This window comes from Actinoalloteichus caeruleus, assembly GCF_049311605.1.
Classification (GTDB): domain Bacteria; phylum Actinomycetota; class Actinomycetes; order Mycobacteriales; family Pseudonocardiaceae; genus Actinoalloteichus_B; species Actinoalloteichus_B caeruleus.
In genome coordinates this window covers 1,745,838-1,762,698 of the sequence record NZ_CP186005.1, presented here as the reverse complement: position 1 = coordinate 1,762,698, position 16,861 = coordinate 1,745,838, and the positions used below count along the sequence as shown (strand labels likewise).

At 73.9% G+C, this 16,861-nt stretch carries 13 protein-coding genes; 5 read left to right on the top strand and 8 right to left on the bottom strand.

What is annotated here, in order from left to right; translation table 11 throughout:
• Positions 1 to 13: 13 nt before the first annotated feature.
• The 6 genes from ACOJVX_RS07915 to ACOJVX_RS07890 all read right to left on the bottom strand — a co-directional run bounded on the left by ACOJVX_RS07915 (position 14) and on the right by ACOJVX_RS07890 (position 6,184).
• Complete coding sequence (locus ACOJVX_RS07915; protein ID WP_418155622.1) at positions 14 to 889, bottom strand: shikimate dehydrogenase; 876 nt, start codon at positions 887 to 889, stop codon at positions 14 to 16.
• The gene (locus tag ACOJVX_RS07910; protein WP_422647376.1) at positions 886 to 2,100 is read right to left on the bottom strand and encodes an endolytic transglycosylase MltG; all 1,215 of its coding nucleotides are present in this window, start codon (positions 2,098 to 2,100) and stop codon (positions 886 to 888) included. Before ACOJVX_RS07910 ends, ACOJVX_RS07915 begins: the two co-directional genes overlap by 4 nt.
• The gene (gene ruvX / locus ACOJVX_RS07905; protein ID WP_422647375.1) at positions 2,097 to 2,630 is read right to left on the bottom strand and encodes a Holliday junction resolvase RuvX; all 534 of its coding nucleotides are present in this window, start codon (positions 2,628 to 2,630) and stop codon (positions 2,097 to 2,099) included. Before ruvX ends, ACOJVX_RS07910 begins: the two co-directional genes overlap by 4 nt.
• Positions 2,627 to 5,302, bottom strand: coding sequence for an alanine--tRNA ligase (alaS, locus tag ACOJVX_RS07900; RefSeq protein WP_422647374.1), 2,676 nt, complete (start codon positions 5,300 to 5,302; stop codon positions 2,627 to 2,629). The genes ruvX and alaS overlap by 4 nt, the downstream gene beginning before the upstream one ends.
• 94 nt (positions 5,303 to 5,396) lie before the next feature.
• On the bottom strand, positions 5,397 to 5,780 hold the full coding sequence (locus ACOJVX_RS07895; RefSeq protein ID WP_081715440.1) for a hypothetical protein: 384 nt from the start codon (positions 5,778 to 5,780) through the stop codon (positions 5,397 to 5,399).
• Positions 5,777 to 6,184 carry a DUF948 domain-containing protein gene (locus tag ACOJVX_RS07890; protein ID WP_016696743.1) on the bottom strand — a complete coding sequence of 136 codons (408 nt, stop codon included), beginning with the start codon at positions 6,182 to 6,184 and terminating at the stop codon, positions 5,777 to 5,779. The genes ACOJVX_RS07895 and ACOJVX_RS07890 overlap by 4 nt, the downstream gene beginning before the upstream one ends.
• A 314-nt stretch (positions 6,185 to 6,498) precedes the next feature.
• Here ACOJVX_RS07890 and ACOJVX_RS07885 point away from each other — a divergent pair, with 314 nt between their 5' ends.
• From ACOJVX_RS07885 to ACOJVX_RS07865, 5 genes are read left to right on the top strand one after another with little or no spacing between them, the layout of a single operon-like run.
• A complete protein-coding gene (locus tag ACOJVX_RS07885; protein WP_422647373.1) occupies positions 6,499 to 8,034 on the top strand; it encodes a pyridoxal phosphate-dependent decarboxylase family protein in 1,536 nt (511 codons plus the stop codon).
• Entirely contained in the window at positions 8,031 to 9,857 is a 1,827-nt protein-coding gene (locus ACOJVX_RS07880) for an IucA/IucC family protein (protein WP_422647372.1), read from the top strand. The genes ACOJVX_RS07885 and ACOJVX_RS07880 overlap by 4 nt, the downstream gene beginning before the upstream one ends.
• A complete protein-coding gene (locus tag ACOJVX_RS07875) occupies positions 9,854 to 10,486 on the top strand; it encodes a GNAT family N-acetyltransferase (RefSeq protein ID WP_245588803.1) in 633 nt (210 codons plus the stop codon). Before ACOJVX_RS07880 ends, ACOJVX_RS07875 begins: the two co-directional genes overlap by 4 nt.
• Positions 10,483 to 11,826, top strand: a complete 1,344-nt coding sequence (locus ACOJVX_RS07870; RefSeq protein WP_035292122.1) for a lysine N(6)-hydroxylase/L-ornithine N(5)-oxygenase family protein — start codon at positions 10,483 to 10,485, stop codon at positions 11,824 to 11,826. The genes ACOJVX_RS07875 and ACOJVX_RS07870 overlap by 4 nt, the downstream gene beginning before the upstream one ends.
• Before the next feature lies 1 nt (position 11,827).
• On the top strand, positions 11,828 to 13,876 hold the full coding sequence (locus ACOJVX_RS07865) for an IucA/IucC family protein (protein ID WP_422647371.1): 2,049 nt from the start codon (positions 11,828 to 11,830) through the stop codon (positions 13,874 to 13,876).
• 113 nt (positions 13,877 to 13,989) lie between these two features.
• Here ACOJVX_RS07865 and ACOJVX_RS07860 read toward each other — a convergent pair whose 3' ends face one another.
• Both ACOJVX_RS07860 and ACOJVX_RS07855 read right to left on the bottom strand, forming a co-directional pair.
• Positions 13,990 to 14,838 carry a hypothetical protein gene (locus ACOJVX_RS07860; RefSeq protein WP_422647370.1) on the bottom strand — a complete coding sequence of 283 codons (849 nt, stop codon included), beginning with the start codon at positions 14,836 to 14,838 and terminating at the stop codon, positions 13,990 to 13,992.
• A 630-nt stretch (positions 14,839 to 15,468) separates the two neighbouring features.
• Positions 15,469 to 16,857 carry a replication-associated recombination protein A gene (locus ACOJVX_RS07855; RefSeq protein ID WP_103055538.1) on the bottom strand — a complete coding sequence of 463 codons (1,389 nt, stop codon included), beginning with the start codon at positions 16,855 to 16,857 and terminating at the stop codon, positions 15,469 to 15,471.
• Between the last annotated feature and the right edge of the window lie 4 nt (positions 16,858 to 16,861).

Below are 16,861 nucleotides of genomic sequence, written 5' to 3'. Positions count from 1 at the left end.
GCCGGCCTGGGTCTCAGACGTCCCCGGGGGCCAGCGGGAGCGGCAGGGTGTTCCCGGTGGCGGCCCGCAGGGCGTCCCGCATCGCCTCCCTCGGCGCCACCCGGCCGGTGAACTGCTCGAACTGCCCGAAGGCCTGGTGCAGCAGCATGTCCAGTCCGGTGACCAGCCGCCCACCCGCGCCGGCGACGGCCGTGCCCACGGGGGTGGGCCACGGGGCGTAGACGACGTCGAACAGCCACCGCGCCACGGCGAGGTCCTCGGCGTGGCGGTCGGCGGCCCCGGCCGGCACCGTCGAGACCACCAGGTCCGCCTCGGCGGCCAGCGCGCGCAGGGACACGCGGTCGAAGGTGACGACCTCCACGTCGACCCCGACCCGGCCCGCGCAGGCCACCGTCTCCTCGGCGCGCGCGGCGTCCCGCACCACCAGCGTCACCCCGGACAGCCCGAACTCCGCCATCGCCGCCACCACCGCGTTCGCGGTACCACCCGCGCCGAGGACGAGCCCCGGGCCACCGGCTGGCCGGTATCCGACGGCCCGCAGCGCCCCGGTCACCCCGGCGACGTCGGTGCAGTCCGCCCGCCACCGGCGAGGACCGTCGCCGCCCGGGGTGAGCGGGACGAGGGTGTTGGCGGCCCCGACGGCCCGGGCGGTGTCGGTGACCTCGTCGGCGAACCGGACGGCGGCCTTCTTGCCGGGCATGGTCACCGACAGGCCCGCCCACTCCGGCCCGAGCCCCCGCACCAGGTCCGGCAACCGGGTCTCGTCGCACTCGATCCGCCGGTAGCTCCACCCGTCCAGGCCGAGGGCCGCGTAGCCGGCCTCGTGCAGCACCGGGGACAGCGAGTGCTCGACCGGGGAGCCCAGCACCGCAGTGTGACGCCCGGTCACCACACCCCCGCGTCCTGCGCCCGCCGGACGTCCTCCCGGTGCTCGTCGTAGGTGAGGTTGAAGCACGTCGTCCCGTCGGTCTCGCACTTCACGAAGTACATCCAGTCGCCCTCCTCCGGCTGGGCTGCGGCCTGGAGGGCCTCCACGCTGGGCGCGGAGACGGGGGTGGGCGGCAGGCCCAGGTGCTCGTAGGTGTTGTACGGGTTGGCGGCGTCGGCGCGTTCCTCCGGCAGCGTCCTGATGGCGGACTTGTTGTTCCAGTAGTTGACCGTCGAGTCGTACTCCAGCCGCTGCCTGTCGGCCTGGAGCCGGTTGTAGGTGACGCGGGCGACCTTCGCGAAGTCCTTCTCGATGGCTTCCTTCTCGTTCAGGGAGCCGATGATGAGCACCTCGTAGGGGGTGAAACCGGTCTCGTTGGTCAGCCCGGGCATGCCGATCGCCTGCATGGACTGGGCGGAGCTGCTGATGACGTGGGTCAGGATCTCCTGGGCGTCCCAGCCCGGCCGCACGGTGTACATGCCGCGCAGGATCAGGCCCTCCAGCCGCCGTTCCGGGGCCGGTGCGGCGGACGCCGGGCCGACCGCCCACTCCGGCGCGCCCAGCTCGCCGAGATCGGCGTTGGTGGCCACGTCCCACAGCTCCTCGGTGGAGACGCAGGACTCCGCCCCGTCGGCCTCGTGGCAGCTCGCCTGGGCGAGCAACGAGATGATGCCGGGGTCGACGTCGCCGTTGGGCAGATCCGTGTCGTGCAGCAGCTTGCCGCCACGGATCTCGACCTGGCCGAGGGAGCCGCCGTCGAGCAGCATCGACACGGCCGCCTCGCCCGACATCTCCGAGCGCAGTTCGTAGAAGCCCGGCTGGACGCCCCGGGCCCTGGGGTCCTCCTCGGCGGCGACCGTGAAGGCGCGGACGCTGGCGACCACGCCCTCGTCGAGCATCGCCTGACCGATCTGGCTCAGGTTCGCGCCCTCCGGCACCTCGACGATGACGCTGCCGCTGCCCTCGCCCTCGAAGTCCTCGTAACCGCCGATGCCGGAGAGCTCCCGGACCCCGTAGTAGGCGCCGACGCCGACCACGCCGAGCAGCAGGACCGCCACCGTGAGGGTGACCACGGATTTCTTGTTCCGCCGCTTGCCCGACCCGCCACGGCGGGTGTCCCTCGCGCGGTCCTCCTCGGCATCGTCCTCGAACAAGCCCAGGTCATCGCTCACGAGTTCTCCTCACAGGTATCCGGTTGGGGCCGGAGTGCCGCCGCACGCGCGTCCAGCCAGCCCTGCAGAATCTCCGTGGCAGCGGCCTGGTCGATGACCCGCCGCTGACGCCGCCCTCGGACCCCTAGATCGGACAACATGCGGGTCGCGCTGACGGTGGTGAGCCGCTCATCGGCCAGTTTCACCGGAATCGGTGTCACTCGCTCGGCGATCTTCGCGGCGTAGCGTCGGGCGTAGTCGGCGGAGGCGCCGTCGTCACCGGCCAGGGTCCTGGGCAGTCCGACGACCACCTCGACCACCTCGTGTTCCGCGACGAGCGCCCCCAGCTGGTCGATGTCCCCGTCCGCCGCCTCGTCGCGGGCGAGCGTGCCGAGCGGGGTGGCCAGCACCGGCCCGGGGTCGCTGAGCGCGAGCCCGACCCGGACGGAACCGACGTCGACCCCGAGGCGGCGCCCCGGCCCCGCGTCGGCGTGCCCCGGGCGGTCGGGGTCACCCGGCCGCCACCGCTTCCCCCGCTCCCGGCGACTCACCGATCGGCCACCGCACCGGCGAGACCGGCGCGCAGGGCGACGATCGCGTCCGGGATACCGGCGGGTCGTGCGCCGCCGCCCTGGGCCATGTCCGGCTTGCCGCCGCCACGGCCGCCGATGCGCTCGGCGAAGGACGGGACCAGCTTGCCGGCGGCCACCCCGAGCTCACGGGCACCGCTGGTGGTCGCCACGACGAAGTTGGCCTTGCCGGCGGCGTGGTCCCCGGAGAAGAGGGCGACCACGCCCGGCCCCGCACCCAGGCGGTTCCGCACCTCGGTGGCCAGGTTGCGCAGGTCGCCGCCGGAGGCGCCGCTGACCTCCCTGGCGACCAGGCGGACGCCGTGCACGTCCTCGGCGGCGGCCGCCCACTCCCCGGCCGAGGAGAGCAGGGCGGCCGCGCGCAGCTTCTCCAGCTCCTTCTCGGCGGTCCGCAGCCGCTCGACCAGGTTCTCGACCCTGGCGGGCACGTCCTTGCTCGGGATCCTCAGCATCCCGGCCACGTTCTGGACGAGGGCGCGTTCCCTGGCCATGAAGCGGAAGGCCTCGATCCCGACGTAGGCCTCGATCCGCCGGGTGCCCGAGCCGACGGAGGACTCGCCGAGCAGGGCGACCGGTCCGATCTGGGCGGAGCGCTCCACGTGGGTGCCACCGCACAGCTCGCGGGACCACTCACCGCCGATCTCGATGACGCGCACGGTCTCGTCGTAGGTCTCCCCGAACAGCGCCAGCGCGCCGAGCCGCTGCGCCTCCGGCATCGACGTGTACAGCACGTGCACCGGGAAGTCGCTGCGGACCGCCAGGTTCGAGACCTCCTCGATCTCGCTGCGGGTCTCCGGGGAGAGGCCCCCGGGCCAGGCGAAGTCGAGCCGCAGGTACCCCGGCTTGTTGTAGGAGCCGCTCTGCAAGGCGGACGGGCCGAGCACCTCGCGCAGCGCGGCGTGCACCACGTGCGTGCCGGAGTGGCCCTGCCGCGCCCCGACCCGCCACTCCGGGTCGACCTTGGCCAGCACCTGCTGGCCCTCCACCAGTTCGCCGCGTCGGACGCGGACCTGGTGCACCCACAGCTTGCGCGCGACCTTCTGGACGTCCACGACCTCCAGCTCGAGGCCGTCGGCCACGACCGTCCCGGCGTCGCTCTCCTGCCCCCCGGACTCGGCGTAGAGCGGGGTGCGGTCCAGGACCAGCTCGACGATGTCGCCCTCGACGGCGCGGCCGGTGCGGACGCCCTCGCTGAGCACGCCCAGGACGGTGGCCTCGCTCTCCAGCTCCTCGTACCCGGTGAACTCGGTCGCACCCCGGTCCAGCAGCTCCCGGTACACCGAGCGGTCGCCGTGACCGGTCTTGCGGGCGGCGGCGTCCGCCTTGGCGCGGGCGCGCTGCTCGGCCATCAGCTTGCGGAAGCCGTCCTCGTCGACGGTGAGCCCGGCCTCCGCCGCCATCTCCATCGTGAGGTCGATGGGGAAACCGTAGGTGTCGTGCAGCTGGAAGGCCTTGTCACCGGCGAAGGTCGTGCCACCGGCTGCCCTGGTCTCCCCGGCCGCGATGTCGAAGATCCTCGACCCGCTGGCCAGCGTGGTGAGGAAGGTGTTCTCCTCGGCGCGCATGATCGACTCGATGCGGGCGTAGTCGGTGGTCAGTTCGGGGTAGGCCGGGGACATGGCGTCCCGGACGACGGCGCTGAAGTCGCCGAGCACCGGGTCGGTCACGCCGAGCAGGCGGGCGGAGCGCACGATGCGGCGGAGCAGGCGCCGCAGCACGTACCCCCGGGCCTCGTTGCCGGGGGTGACGCCGTCGGCGATCAGCATGACGCCGGAACGGGCGTGGTCGGCGATCACCCGGAACCGGACGTCGTCGACCGGGTTGGCCCCGTAGCGGCGCCCGGTCAGCGCCTCGGCCCGCTCGATCACCGGGCGGACCAGGTCGGTCTCGTAGACGTTGTCCACGCCCTGGAGCAGCGCGGCCAGCCGCTCGACACCGAGTCCGGTGTCGATGTTCTTGGCGGGCAGGGTGCCCAGGATCGGGTAGCCCTCCTTGCCCGGCCCCTCGCCTCGGATGTCCTGCATGAACACCAGGTTCCAGATCTCGACGAACCGGTCCTCGTCGACCACCGGGCCGCCGTCGGGGCCGTGGGCGGGGCCCCGGTCGTAGTAGATCTCGGAGCTGGGGCCGCAGGGTCCCGGCACGCCCATCGACCAGAAGTTGTCCTGCATCCCCCGCCGCTGGACGCGCTCCTCCGGCAACCCGGCGATCCGCTTCCACAGGCCGGCGGCCTCGTCGTCGTCGTGGTAGACGGTCACCCAGATGCGGTTCGGGTCCAGGCCGTAGCCACCGTCGGCCTCGGAACCCGTGACCAGGTTCCAGGCGTGCTCGATGGCCCCCTCCTTGAAGTAGTCGCCGAAGGAGAAGTTGCCGGCCATCTGGAAGAAGGTGTTGTGCCGGCTGGTCTTGCCGACCTCGTCGATGTCCCCGGTGCGCACGCACTTCTGGATGCTGGTCGCCCTCGGGTAGGGGGCGGTGGCCTCACCGAGGAAGTAGGGCTTGAACGGCACCATGCCGGCGTTGACGAACAGCAGGGTCGGGTCGTCGAGGATCAGCGAGGCGCTGGGGACGACGGTGTGGCCGGCGCGCTCGAAGTGGTCCAGGAAACGCTTGCGGATCTCGTGGGTCTGCACGATCGGGTTCCTCGCGTGGTGCGGCGCCGCGGGCGCCGGTGGTCGGGACGGTCGGGGGCGGCGGAGGAGGACGGGCGGCGGTGGCCGCCCGGTCTCAGCTCTCCGCCCGACGCGCTCGTCCGCGCCCCGACCGGTCCACGGACCGGGCACGGACCGGCCTGGCCGCGTCCGCCGGAGCGAGTTCGCCGGCGACCGGGCGGAACCGCTCGGTGCGCGCCGAGTACTCGAAGTCGACCCGGCGGGCGGTGGGGAGCCCGGTGCGCCGCTCGACGACGTCGGCCAGCTCACGCTCCCGCTCGTTCATGCCGGCGCGGACCTCCGCGCCGAAGGCACCGACCGCGCTCGCCAGCTCGCTGATCGCCTCGCCGAGGTTGGCGGCCACCCCGGCCGGGGTGGCCTGCCGCGCGGCGGCGGTCGCCCGCCTGCTCAGCGCCACGCCGGCGGCGATTCCGACACCGAACCAGAACATCCTGCTCATCGACGCCCTCCCCGGCGGCCGGACCGACGGGACGGGCGGTCCTCCCCGGCCTTCTTCTTCCCGCGCCGACGAACCGCCTTGCTCACGCCGTAGGACAGAGCCGCCACCTTGACCAGCGGCCCACCGAGGGTCGCGGTGAACAGGGAACTCAGCGCGGAGACGTTGCCCGACACGGTACGCGCGTTCGAGGTGATGCCGTCCACTCGCTCCAACTGGGTGTTGACGTGGGTCAACGTGGTGTTGGCCTCGGTGAACAGGGGTTCGGACTGTTCGTGCGCCTTGCGGATGGCGATGGTCGCCTCGTCCAGCGTCCGCCCCAGCTTGACCAGCGGGATGGCCAGCAGCAACACCAGCAGCACGAACGCGCCGGCAGCCACGAGAGCGGCGATCTGGCCTGCCGACACACATGCCTCCTGGGAAATACGAGAAATGTTCGACAACGGGCGCCGAACGCCCGTCGGGTGAGAAGGCGCCACACTCCACCGCGCTCGTCCACGGGGACGGACGGCGAATCTCACGGGATCAGCGGTCAGGGTACCCCGTCCCGCCTCGGCGGCGGCCAGGAGTCCCCCGCCCGACCAAGATCAGCACGAGCGCTGGCTGAACGTGAGCCGCGACTCAGTTCTTGACAATGTTGATGTTGTGGTTAGCCTAACCTAACAACACGTACGGTGGCCGTTCGGTTACCTGAACGCCCTGATCACCCGCCGGAGGTTCCGTGCCCCAGGTCGCCAGAGCGTCCCTGCTGACCGTCCCGGCCCCACCACCGAGCCCGGAACCCTGGACGCGGTCCGATCCCGTGGCGGAGCTCCTCACCCACCTCACCGCCGTCCGCGAGGACGCCATCCCACCCGGCCGACCGCTGCCGGCCGGTGATCCGGCCGAAGTGCTCGACACCGTCGACCGGCTGCTCGGTCCGCCCCAGCTGCCCGGACGCGGCATCGGCGAGGCCGCCGCCCTGCGCCGGCTCGCGATCGCGCTGTCCGGGTTCGGGGTGGACCTCCGCCACCCCAGGACCGCCGCCCATCTCCAGGCACCGAGCCTGCCGATCGCGGCCGCCGCCGACGCCCTGGTGTCCCTGGCCAACCCCTCCGTCGACACCTACGACTCCGGCCCGTCCGGGGTGGCCGTGGAGCGCTGGGTGGTGCGCACCCTCGCCGGGCTCGCCGGCCTCGGCCCCGCCTCCGACGGGGTGCTCACCCCGGGCGGATCCCTGTCCAACCTGCTCGGCCTCCTGCTCGCCAGGGACACCGCCGCGGCCCGTCTGGGGATCAACACCCGGCAGGACGGGCTCGCGGCCCTCCCCGGCCCGGTCGTGTTCTGCTCCGAGCTCGCCCACTTCTCCCTGCACCGCGCCTGCGCGGCACTCGGCCTCGGTGAGGCCGCGGTGCACCCGGTCCCGGTCGACCGCCACCGGCGGATGCGACCCGAGGCGCTCGTGCGCGAACTCCGCGACCTCCCCGGCCGGCGGACCCCGGTCGCCGTCGTCGCCACCGCCGGCACCACGGACTTCGGGAGCGTGGACCCGCTGCCCGAACTCGCCGAGATCGCCGCCGACCACGACCTCTGGCTGCACGTCGACGCCGCCCACGGCTTCGGCACCCTCTTCTCCGAACGGCTCTCCCCCCTGCTGGCGGGCATCACCGGCGCCGACTCCATCACCGGCGACCTGCACAAGCTGGGCTGGCAGCCCGCCCCGGCCAGCGTCCTGCTCGTCGCCGACGGCGCCTCCTTCGCGCCGCTGTCCCGGGAGGTCGCCTACCTCAACCCCTCCGACGACGCCGCCGAGGGGTTCGGCGGCCTGCTGGGCCACACCCTCCAGACCACCCGGCGACCCGACGCGGTGAAGATCGCCACCTCCCTGCTCGCCTACGGCCGGGCCCGACTCGGCGCGATGGTCGACCACTGCCACGACCTCGCCAACCACGCCCGGGGCCTGGTGGTCGCCGAACCCCGTCTCGAACTGCTGGCCGAGCCGACGATCAGCACCCTCCTCTTCCGCTACCTGCCCACTCCCGGCGTCGACGCCGACGCCGTCAACGCCGCGCTGCGCCGCGACCTGCTGCGGGACGCGCGGGCACTGGTCGGGCGGAGCGCCGTCACGCTGCACGGGGCCGTGACCGCACCGCTCACCAGCCTCAAACTCACCCTGATCAACCCGGCCGCCGCCACCGAGGACCTCGACGCGATCCTCGCCGCCGTGCTCGACGCCGGAGAACGGGCCGAGGCCGCCTGGAAGGAGCGCTACGCATGACCGAACAGCCCGCCGGCACGGCCGTCGCCGACGATCACGCCCCCCGGCCATCGGAACCTCCCGGCCCCGACCCGCTGTGCGACCCGGACCCGGGCGTCGCGGCCGCGCACGCCCACCTGGAGGCCCTGCTGCGCTGCTGGGTGCGGGAGAAGGCGATCGCCGTACCGGCCACCGGGGAGTTGACCGTGCCGCTCCGGCGCGGCGGCCTCGTGCTGCGCGCCCCGGTGCTGCGCCGCTCACCCACCGAATGGCACCGCTTCGGGCCGGTCCGCCTCACCGGGACCTCAGGGGAGGACGCCGGCGAGGCCGACCCGGTCGTCGTCGCGGCCCTGCTCGCCGACGAGGCCGCCCGGGGGGAGGCCGGCCGGGACCCGGCCAGGGGCGGCGTCGACCCCGGCGAGGTGGCCGACCTCGTGGCGCGGACGGCCGACTCGGTCATCCGCGTCCGGGGGTTCATCCGCCACCACCGGGAGCGCCCGACCGACGAGCGGGACGGCTTCCTGGCGGCCGAGCAGTCCCTGGTGCTGGGGCACCTGCACCACCCGGCGGCCAAGAGCAGGGACGGACTGGCCGAGGAGGAGGCGGCGCGGTACTCGCCGGAACTGCGGGGCTCGTTCCAGCTCCACTGGTTCGCCGTCGACGCCGACCTCGTCTCCCAGGACGCGGTCACCGGCTCGCCCGCGCTCGGCGGCCGCGACACCGCCGCGCTGCTCGCCGAGATCTCCGGCCTGGACACGCCCCCCGGCCGGGTGCTCGTCCCCGCCCACCCGTGGCAGGCCGCCGTCGCGGTGCGCCGGCCACGGCTGGAGGCGATGGTGCGCTCGGGCCGCCTCGTGCCGCTCGGCGCCGCCGGCCGGCCGTGGTGGCCCACGTCGAGCGTGCGGACCCTCTACCAGCCCGGCTCCCCCGTCATGCTGAAACTCTCGCTCGGGCTGCGGCTGACCAACTCACGACGCGAGTCGACCCGCACGGAACTCCGGCGGGGACTGGAGGTCCACCGACTGCTCGACGCCGGCCACGGCGAGGCCACCGAGCGAGCCCACCCGCGCTTCCGGATCATCCGGGACCCGGGCTGGCTGGCCATCGACGACCCAGGCCGACCGGGAGGCCCGGAGGTCACCGGCCTCGACGTCGCCGTGCGCGAGTCCCCGGAGGACATCGCCGAACACCGCTGCCTGGCCGGTCTGGTGGCTCCCCGACCGGGTTGCGGGCCCAGCCTGCTCGGCGGGCTGCTCGCCGGCCGCGGCCCGGCCGCGGCCCGGCGCTGGGTGGTCGACTACACCGACCGGGTGCTCGTGCCCATGCTGCACCTCTACGCCGCGACCGGTATCGGGTTGGAGGCGCACCAGCAGAACACCCTCGTCCGCCTCGACGGCGCCGGGGACGTCGTGGGCGGGGCCTTCCGCGACAACCAGGGTTACTACCTGGCGGCGTCCCGGCTGCCCTCGGTGCTGGCCCGCACCGGGAGCGAGGAGTCCACCCTCGCCGTCGTCGACGACCGCCTCGTCGACGACCGCCTGTCCTACTACCTGCTCCGCAACCAGGCGCTGGCCGTCGTCGGCTGCCTCGGGGAGGAAGGGCTGCTCCCCGAGGAGACGGGCCTGGTCCTGCTCGCCGACCGGCTGCGCGCCGCGCTGCCCGACCTGGCCGCCGCCGGGCCGGACGGCGACCGGCTGGCCCGGCGCTGGCTGGACACCGTCACCCTCCCCTGCAAGGCCAACCTGCTGACCCGGCTCCACGGCATCGACGAGGTCCTCGCCCCACTGGACGCCCAGTCGGTGTACCTGCCGGCCCCCAACCCGCTGACAGGAGCCGCCCCGTGAGCAGTCCTCCCACCAGCCCGGCCCCCTCCGACACCTCCGTCCCGGACCGCACCGAGGTGCCGGCTCCCCCGGTCCCGGAGCTCGCCGGGCGCTGGCGACTGCGGGCGATGGCGTCCCCCGGCTCCGGTGCCCGCGCCGCCGAGGACCTCGACCTCGTCTACCAGTGGATGCGCACGCCGCACGTCGCCGCGTTCTGGGCGCAGGCCTGGACCCGTCACCGCTGGGAACAGGAGATCGACGACCAACTCGCCGGTGCCCACTCGCGGCCGGTCCTGGCCCTCCGGGACGGCGTCCCCCTGGGGTACCTGGAGATCTACCGGGTGTGCCGCAACCGCCTGGCCGCCCATTACCCGTTCCTTCCCCATGACGTCGGGGTCCACCTGGCGATCGGGGACCGCGCCCAGCTCGGCCAGGGCCTCGGCCGCGAGCTGCTCGTCGCGCTCGCCACCGCGGTGCTGGCGGAGGAACCGGCCTGCCGCCGGGTGGTGGCCGAACCGGCCGTCGCGAACGTCGGATCGGTCCGGTGCTTCCTGGCCGCCGGGTTCCGCCACCTCGGTGAGATCACGCTGCCCGACAAACTCGCCGCCCTCATGGTGCGTCCCCGTTCCGAAGGAGACCTCCCCACGTGAGCACGTCCCCACCCCGGTCCACCGCTCCGCTGCCGGCCAGCACCGACCTGCTGGCGGTGGGGTGTGGTCCGTTCAACCTCGGACTCGCCGCCCTCGCGTCCACGGTGCACGACCTCGACCTGGTCGTCTGCGAGGAGCACGACGAACTCAGCTGGCACCCGGGGCTGATGTTCGACGACGCGCTGCTCCAGGTCAGCTTCCTCGCGGACCTGGTGACCCTCGTCGACCCCGGGCACCCGTTGTCCTTCCTCCACTACCTCCGGGACCGGGGCCGGCTGTACCGCTTCTACGTGCGGGAACGCTTCCACCCGACCAGGCTGGAGTACCAGGACTACCTCCGCTGGGCCGCGGACCGGTTACCTGCCGTCCGGTTCGGGCACCGGGTGGAGACCGTGACCTGGGACGTCCGTTCCGGCCGCTTCGCCGTCGACGTCCGGGACACCTCGGGAACCACCACCACGGTGCTGGCCCGGGACCTGGTCCTCGGGATCGGCACCGAACCCTCGATCCCCCCGGCACTCGCCGGACTCCCCGCCGAACGCCTGGTGCACAGCGGGGACTACCTGCGCCGCGCCACCGCCGTCGACCAGGCGGGCAGGGTCACCGTGGTGGGCTCCGGGCAGTCCGGAGCGGAGGTCACGCTCGACCTGCTGCGCAGGGCAACCGAGGCCCCGGCGGTGAGCTGGCTGACCAGGACACCCGTGTTCGCCCCGCTCGACTACAGCAAGCTCGTGCTCGAGATGACCACACCCGACTACGTCCGCTACTTCCACGGCCTGGACGGCGCGGTGCGGGACACCCTCGTCGCCGAGCAGTGGCGGCACTACAAGGGCATCTCGGAATCCACCCTGGAGGAGCTGCACGACGCGCTCTACCGGCGGCAGCTGCGCCCGGGATCCGCCGACGTGGAACTCCGTGCCGGCGTCGCCGTGCTCGGAGCCGAGGAGGACCCGTCCGGGGGTGTCGTCCTGACCTGCCACCACGCCGACACCGGCCGGGAGTTCCGGCACCGGACGGACCTGGTCGTCGCGGCGACGGGCTACCGGCACCGCCCCCCGAGCCTCCTCGACCCGCTGACGCCGGCGATCCGCACCGACCACGCGGACCGGCCGGTGGTGCGGCTCGACCACTCCGTCGAGCTCGCCCCCCACGTCACCGGGCGGGTGTTCGTCTCCAACGCCGACCTGCACAGCCACGGGGTGGCCGCGCCCGACCTGGGCATCGGTGCGGTGCGCAACGCGACCATCCTCAACGCCGTCACCGGCCGGGAGTGCTACCCCCCGCCCCGCGACACCGCGTTCACCCGTTTCGCCCCACCGACGCTCGACGGAGGTGCCTGAGGTGGCACGACGCACGACGGAGGGGACCACCGCCGGCTCGGCCCGGCCCGCCCCGGCCGCCGACCCGGCCGAACCCGGTTCGGGTTCCGCCGGGCGCTCCACCCCGGGCGTCCGGGGAACGCGGACACCGGACCGCGACGCGCCGTCGCCCCCCGGGGGCGCCGAGGGCACGTCGAGCGCCGCCCCGGAGGACGCCACACGGAGGGACGGCCCTCCCGTGCCCCGGGACGACCGGCACCCGTCCCCACCGACCCGCACCGCCCTCCGCGCGGCGGCCTGGTCCAGGGCTTCCCGGGCCCTGCTGGCCAAGCTCATCGGGGAACTGTCCTTCGAGGACCTCCTCCGCCCCGCCCGCCAGGAGGACGGCGACCACCTCCTGGAGCTGCCCACCGCCACCTACCTCTTCTCCGCCGACCGCACCGACTTCGGCGGGTGGTCGGTCTGCCCCGGGAGCATCCGCCGCCGGGCCACCGGCCTGCTCGGTGACCGGCTCACCCAACCGGCCGAGGACGTCCAGCAGTTCCTGCTCGACGTGGCCCCCGTGATCGGGATGCCGCCGGCCACCCTGGCGAACTACCTGTCGGAGCTGACCGCGACGCTCACCGCCGACGTGGAGCTGGCGACGACGGCGCTGCCCGCGAGGACACTCGCCACCCTCGGCCACGCCGAAGTGGAGGGCCACCTCACCGGTCACCCCTGGCTGGTGGCGAACAAGGGCCGGGTCGGATTCGCGGCCTCGGACCTGGCCGCCTACGCACCGGAGGCCAGGACCCCGCTGCGGCTGCCGTGGCTGGCCGTCCAGCGGGGGCTCGCCGAGTTCCGCGGCACCCCCGACCTCTCCGAGGACGGCGTGGTGGCCAGCGAACTCGACCAGGACACCCGCGAACGGTTCGCCTCCGTACTCCGCGACGCCGGCCTCGTCCCCGGCACCCACGTGTGGTTCCCGGTCCACCCCTGGCAGCTCGACCACGTGGTGCGCACCCTGTGGGCTCCGGAGCTGGCCACCGGGCGGATCGTCGAACTGGGCACGGCCCCCGACCGGTACCTGCCCACCCAGTCGATCCGGACCATGTCCAACGTGGACAGGCCGGACCGGCTCCAGGTGAAGCTGCCGCTGCGCATCCTGAACACCGCCGTCTGGCGGGGCATCCCGCCGCACTGCACCGTCGCCGCGCCCGCGGTGACGCGGTGGCTGCGGGGCCTCTGGGCCGCCGACGAGCGGTTCGCCGGCTGGGGGGCCACCCTCCTGGGCGAGGTGGCGTCGGTGACGGTGCGGCACCCACGGCTGAGCGCGGCCGGCGAGGTCCCCTACACCTGGTTGGAGACGCTGGGCTGCGTGTGGCGGGAACCCGTGGACCCGCTGCTCGGCCCCGACCAGGGCTGCTGGCCCCTCGCCGCCGTCCTGCACGTCGACCCGCACGGCGGCGACCTGGTGGGTGCCTACCTGGAGGCCGGTGACCACGACGTGGACGCCTGGGTGGCCGCGTTGCTGCGCGTGCTGCTGCGCCCGCTGCTCCACCTGCTCTACCGCTACGGGATCACCGTGAACCCCCACGGGGAGAACGTGCTGATCACCACCGACGCGCGGGGGCTCCCGACCGGGGCGGTGCTCAAGGACCTCATCGACGACGTGAACGTGTCCCTCGACGCGGTCCCCGAGCGCGGCCCCGAACCCGATTCCCACGACAGGGTGCTCCCCAGGAAGCCGTGGCCCGTGCTGCGCCAGTACCTGGTGGACGCGCTGCTGGTCGGCGTCCTCCGCCCCCTGGCGGTCCTGTTGGAGGAGCGGCACGGCCTGGCGCGCCCCCGGCTGTGGGGGCGGGTGCGCGGCGAGATCGACGCCTACCGGCGGCGGTTCCCGGAACTCGCCGACCGGATCGAGGCCGGGTCCCTGACGGTGCCGGAGTTCCCCCGGTACCCGCTCAACGGCGACCGCCTCGTCCAGACCGGGTACGCCGAACTCCCCTACCGGCACGCCATCCGCCCGAGGGGGGCCGTTCCCAGTCCGCTGCGCGACGTGCCGCCGCTCCCACCCCCCGACGGCTGGTGACTCGTGGGGGCGCGCCCGGGCCGGCCGGTGGGGCCGCTGGGCCCAGCGCTCCCCCGGGCACGCCGACGCCCACCGGGCGGCGACTGTCGACCCGGTGGGCGTCCTCGCGGCGCTCAGGCCGAGGTGGTCACCCGCCGCCTGGCGCGCCAGGCGGCGAAGCCGGCCCGCTCGGCGTCGTCGGCCGACCGGAACCAGATGTCCGCCTTGGTGCGGCGGTAGTAGGGCGAGTCCTCGGTGTGGTAGGTCATGGACCGCTTCTTGGCCTTCACCGGGTAGCCCTCCGGGTGGCCGGTGGCATCGGCCTCCGCGAGCACCGAGTTCGGGTACGGGCCCGTCGAGGGCGTGTCCTCGCGTTCCGGGGTCGCCAGTTCGGTGCCGGCCGGGCCGTCCTCCTCCACGGGCGCGTGCGCCCGGCTCCCGTTGGTCGCGGCCCGGCCGTTCAGGTCGGGGTCGGTCCGGGCGCTGGGCACCGACGTCGCGCCGCTGGCGGCCTCCGGTGCGCCGGCTCCGTCGCCCGCACCGGCCACGGCGACGGCTCCGGCCCGCCGGTCGGATGTGCCCGGGGCACCGTTCGCGGACCCCACGGGCTCCTCCTCGGCCCGGTCGGCCGACGTCTCCTCCTGGTCGGCGACGACGATCACGGAGACGGGTACGTCCCGCAGCGCCTCCGCGTCCCGCTTCTCCCGCTCCGACACGTCCTCCGACCCGTCCTCCGGCTCCTCCAGCCCGTCGGCGGCCGGCCGGTCGGAGCCCGCCACGGGGGCGGCGTCCCGCTCGCCCTCGGAGAGCAGGTGGTCGAGAGGCGCCTGGTCCGTCGCCGAGGTGTTCTCGGCGTCGCCGGCCGCCGCCGCCCCGCTCGCCCGCCTCCGCATCGGGCGGAGCACGAGCAGCGTGACCGCGACCACCCCGAGCGCGAAAGAAACCAGGCACCACAGGAATATCTGGCTGAACAGCCAGCCCATACGCGTTTCCCTCCCTTGAGCACGATCACACCCGATCACCGGAAAGGTCCGCGCGATTCCCGACCGTGCCGATTCCCGGCCGGACCACCGCGGGCTTCTCGGCTGTGGCGTGTCCTCTGGTTTCCACTGGTGGCCACGAACCACCGTTGGCGGCTGTCGTGCGCCGGGCCACCGTCAGCCCGCCCGGTCCGGTGGTCACCGTGTCGCCGCTGACCACCGCGACCTCGGGTTGTCCCGTCCGCTCGGGGACTACCCGCACTGGTCGGGCCGACGCACGGCTTGATCGCCAGCAGGTACTTCATACTTGACTGGCAGCGCCCATGCCAGCGCCAAGACCACAAGGTGTGAGTCCTCCGCCGAATTTCACCAATTCGAGCAAGGAGTTCCGCACTCCCGGTCAGAATTCTCCCCGCCGCATCCCGTACTTCTCACGAACAAGCGACAAGTCCGGTGGCAGCACTCGACATTCTCCGGATCGTGTCACACGCGGTGATCAACAACGGACACGCCCGGGTCGCCGGCCATGCGGACCAGCGACGGCCCGCGACACACCGCGCGGCCGGCCGCACTCGCCGGCCACCTCCGGAGCCCCGCACCCCCGGGGCCGCGCCCGCGACGACACGCACCGGTTCACTGACCGTCCCGGCCGGCTCCGTCCCCGCTCGACTCGTCGCCGCGCACCACCCGTCGCAGCCGGGGGACCCGGTCGGCGAGGGCCCGTTCCGCTCCCCGGGCCGCCGGCTGGTAGTAGTCGCGGCCGACGAGCTGGTCGGGCGGGTACTGCTGGGTCAGCACGCCCTCGGGCACGTCGTGGGGGTACCGGTACCGCTCGGCGTGCCCGAGCCGAGCGGCGCCCGCGTAGTGCCCGTCGCGCAGGTGCGGCGGCACGGCGCCCACCGCCCCCCGGTTCACGTCGGCCACCGCCGCGTCGATCGCCGTGATCACCGCGTTCGACTTCGGGGCGGTCGCCAGGTGGATCGTCGCCTGGGCCAGCGCGAGCCGTGCCTCGGGCATCCCGATGAGCTGCACGGCCTGGGCGGCGGACACGGCGGCGGTGAGGGCCGTCGGATCGGCGAGGCCGATGTCCTCACTGGCGTGCACGACCAGCCGGCGCGCGATGAAGCGCGGGTCCTCCCCTGCGGCGACCATCCTGGCCAGGTAGTGCAGCGCGGCGTCGACGTCCGACCCCCGGATGGACTTGATGAAGGCGCTGGTCACGTCGTAGTGCTGGTCGCCCTGCCGGTCGTAGCGCACGGCGGCCCGGTTCACCGTGTCCTCCACGGTGTCGAGGGTGATCGTGGCCTCCCCGACGGAGTCACTGGCCTCGGCGGCCGCCTCCAGGGCGGTGAGCGCCCTCCTGGCGTCGCCGCCGGCGAGGCGGACCAGGTGGTCCTCGGCGTCGGTGGCGAGCTCCAGCCGTCCCCCCAAGCCCCGTTCCTCGGCCAACGCCCGCCGGACGAGTTCGCGGACCGCCTCGTCCTCGAGCGGCCGCAGCTGGAGGACCAGCGACCGGGAGAGCAGCGGGGCGACCACGGAGAAGAACGGGTTCTCGGTGGTCGCGGCCACGAGCAGGATGATCCGGTCCTCCACCGCACCCAACAGGGCGTCCTGCTGGGTGCGGGAGAAGCGGTGGACCTCGTCGATGAACAGCACCGTCCGCTCGGACCGCCGGCCGAGGCGACGCCGCGCCTCCTCGATGACCGCGCGCACCTCCTTCACCCCGGCGGAGAGCGCGGAGAGCGCGACGAACCGGCGACCGGTGGCGAGCGACACCAGGGAGGCGAGGGTGGTCTTGCCAGTGCCGGGCGGCCCGTACAGCATCACCGAGGCGGGAGCCCCGCCCTCGACCAACCGCCGCAGCGGCGCCCCCGGGTGCAGGAGGTGGTCCTGGCCCACCACCTCGTCCAGCGTGCGGGGTCGCATCCGCACCGGGAGGGGCGCGTTCGCCGCGACCGCCTCGTTGGCGTCCTGCTGGACCTGCGCCTCGAACAGGCCCTCGTCGAAGAGTCCGTCTGCCACGGCG

Coding starts and splice junctions, on each gene's coding strand:
- ACOJVX_RS07895 (WP_081715440.1), bottom strand. CDS start 5,780: ATGAGCAGGATGTTCTGGTTCGGTGTCGGAATCGCCGCCGGCGTGGCG.
- ACOJVX_RS07880 (WP_422647372.1), top strand. CDS start 8,031: ATGACCGAACAGCCCGCCGGCACGGCCGTCGCCGACGATCACGCCCCC.
- ACOJVX_RS07860 (WP_422647370.1), bottom strand. CDS start 14,838: ATGGGCTGGCTGTTCAGCCAGATATTCCTGTGGTGCCTGGTTTCTTTC.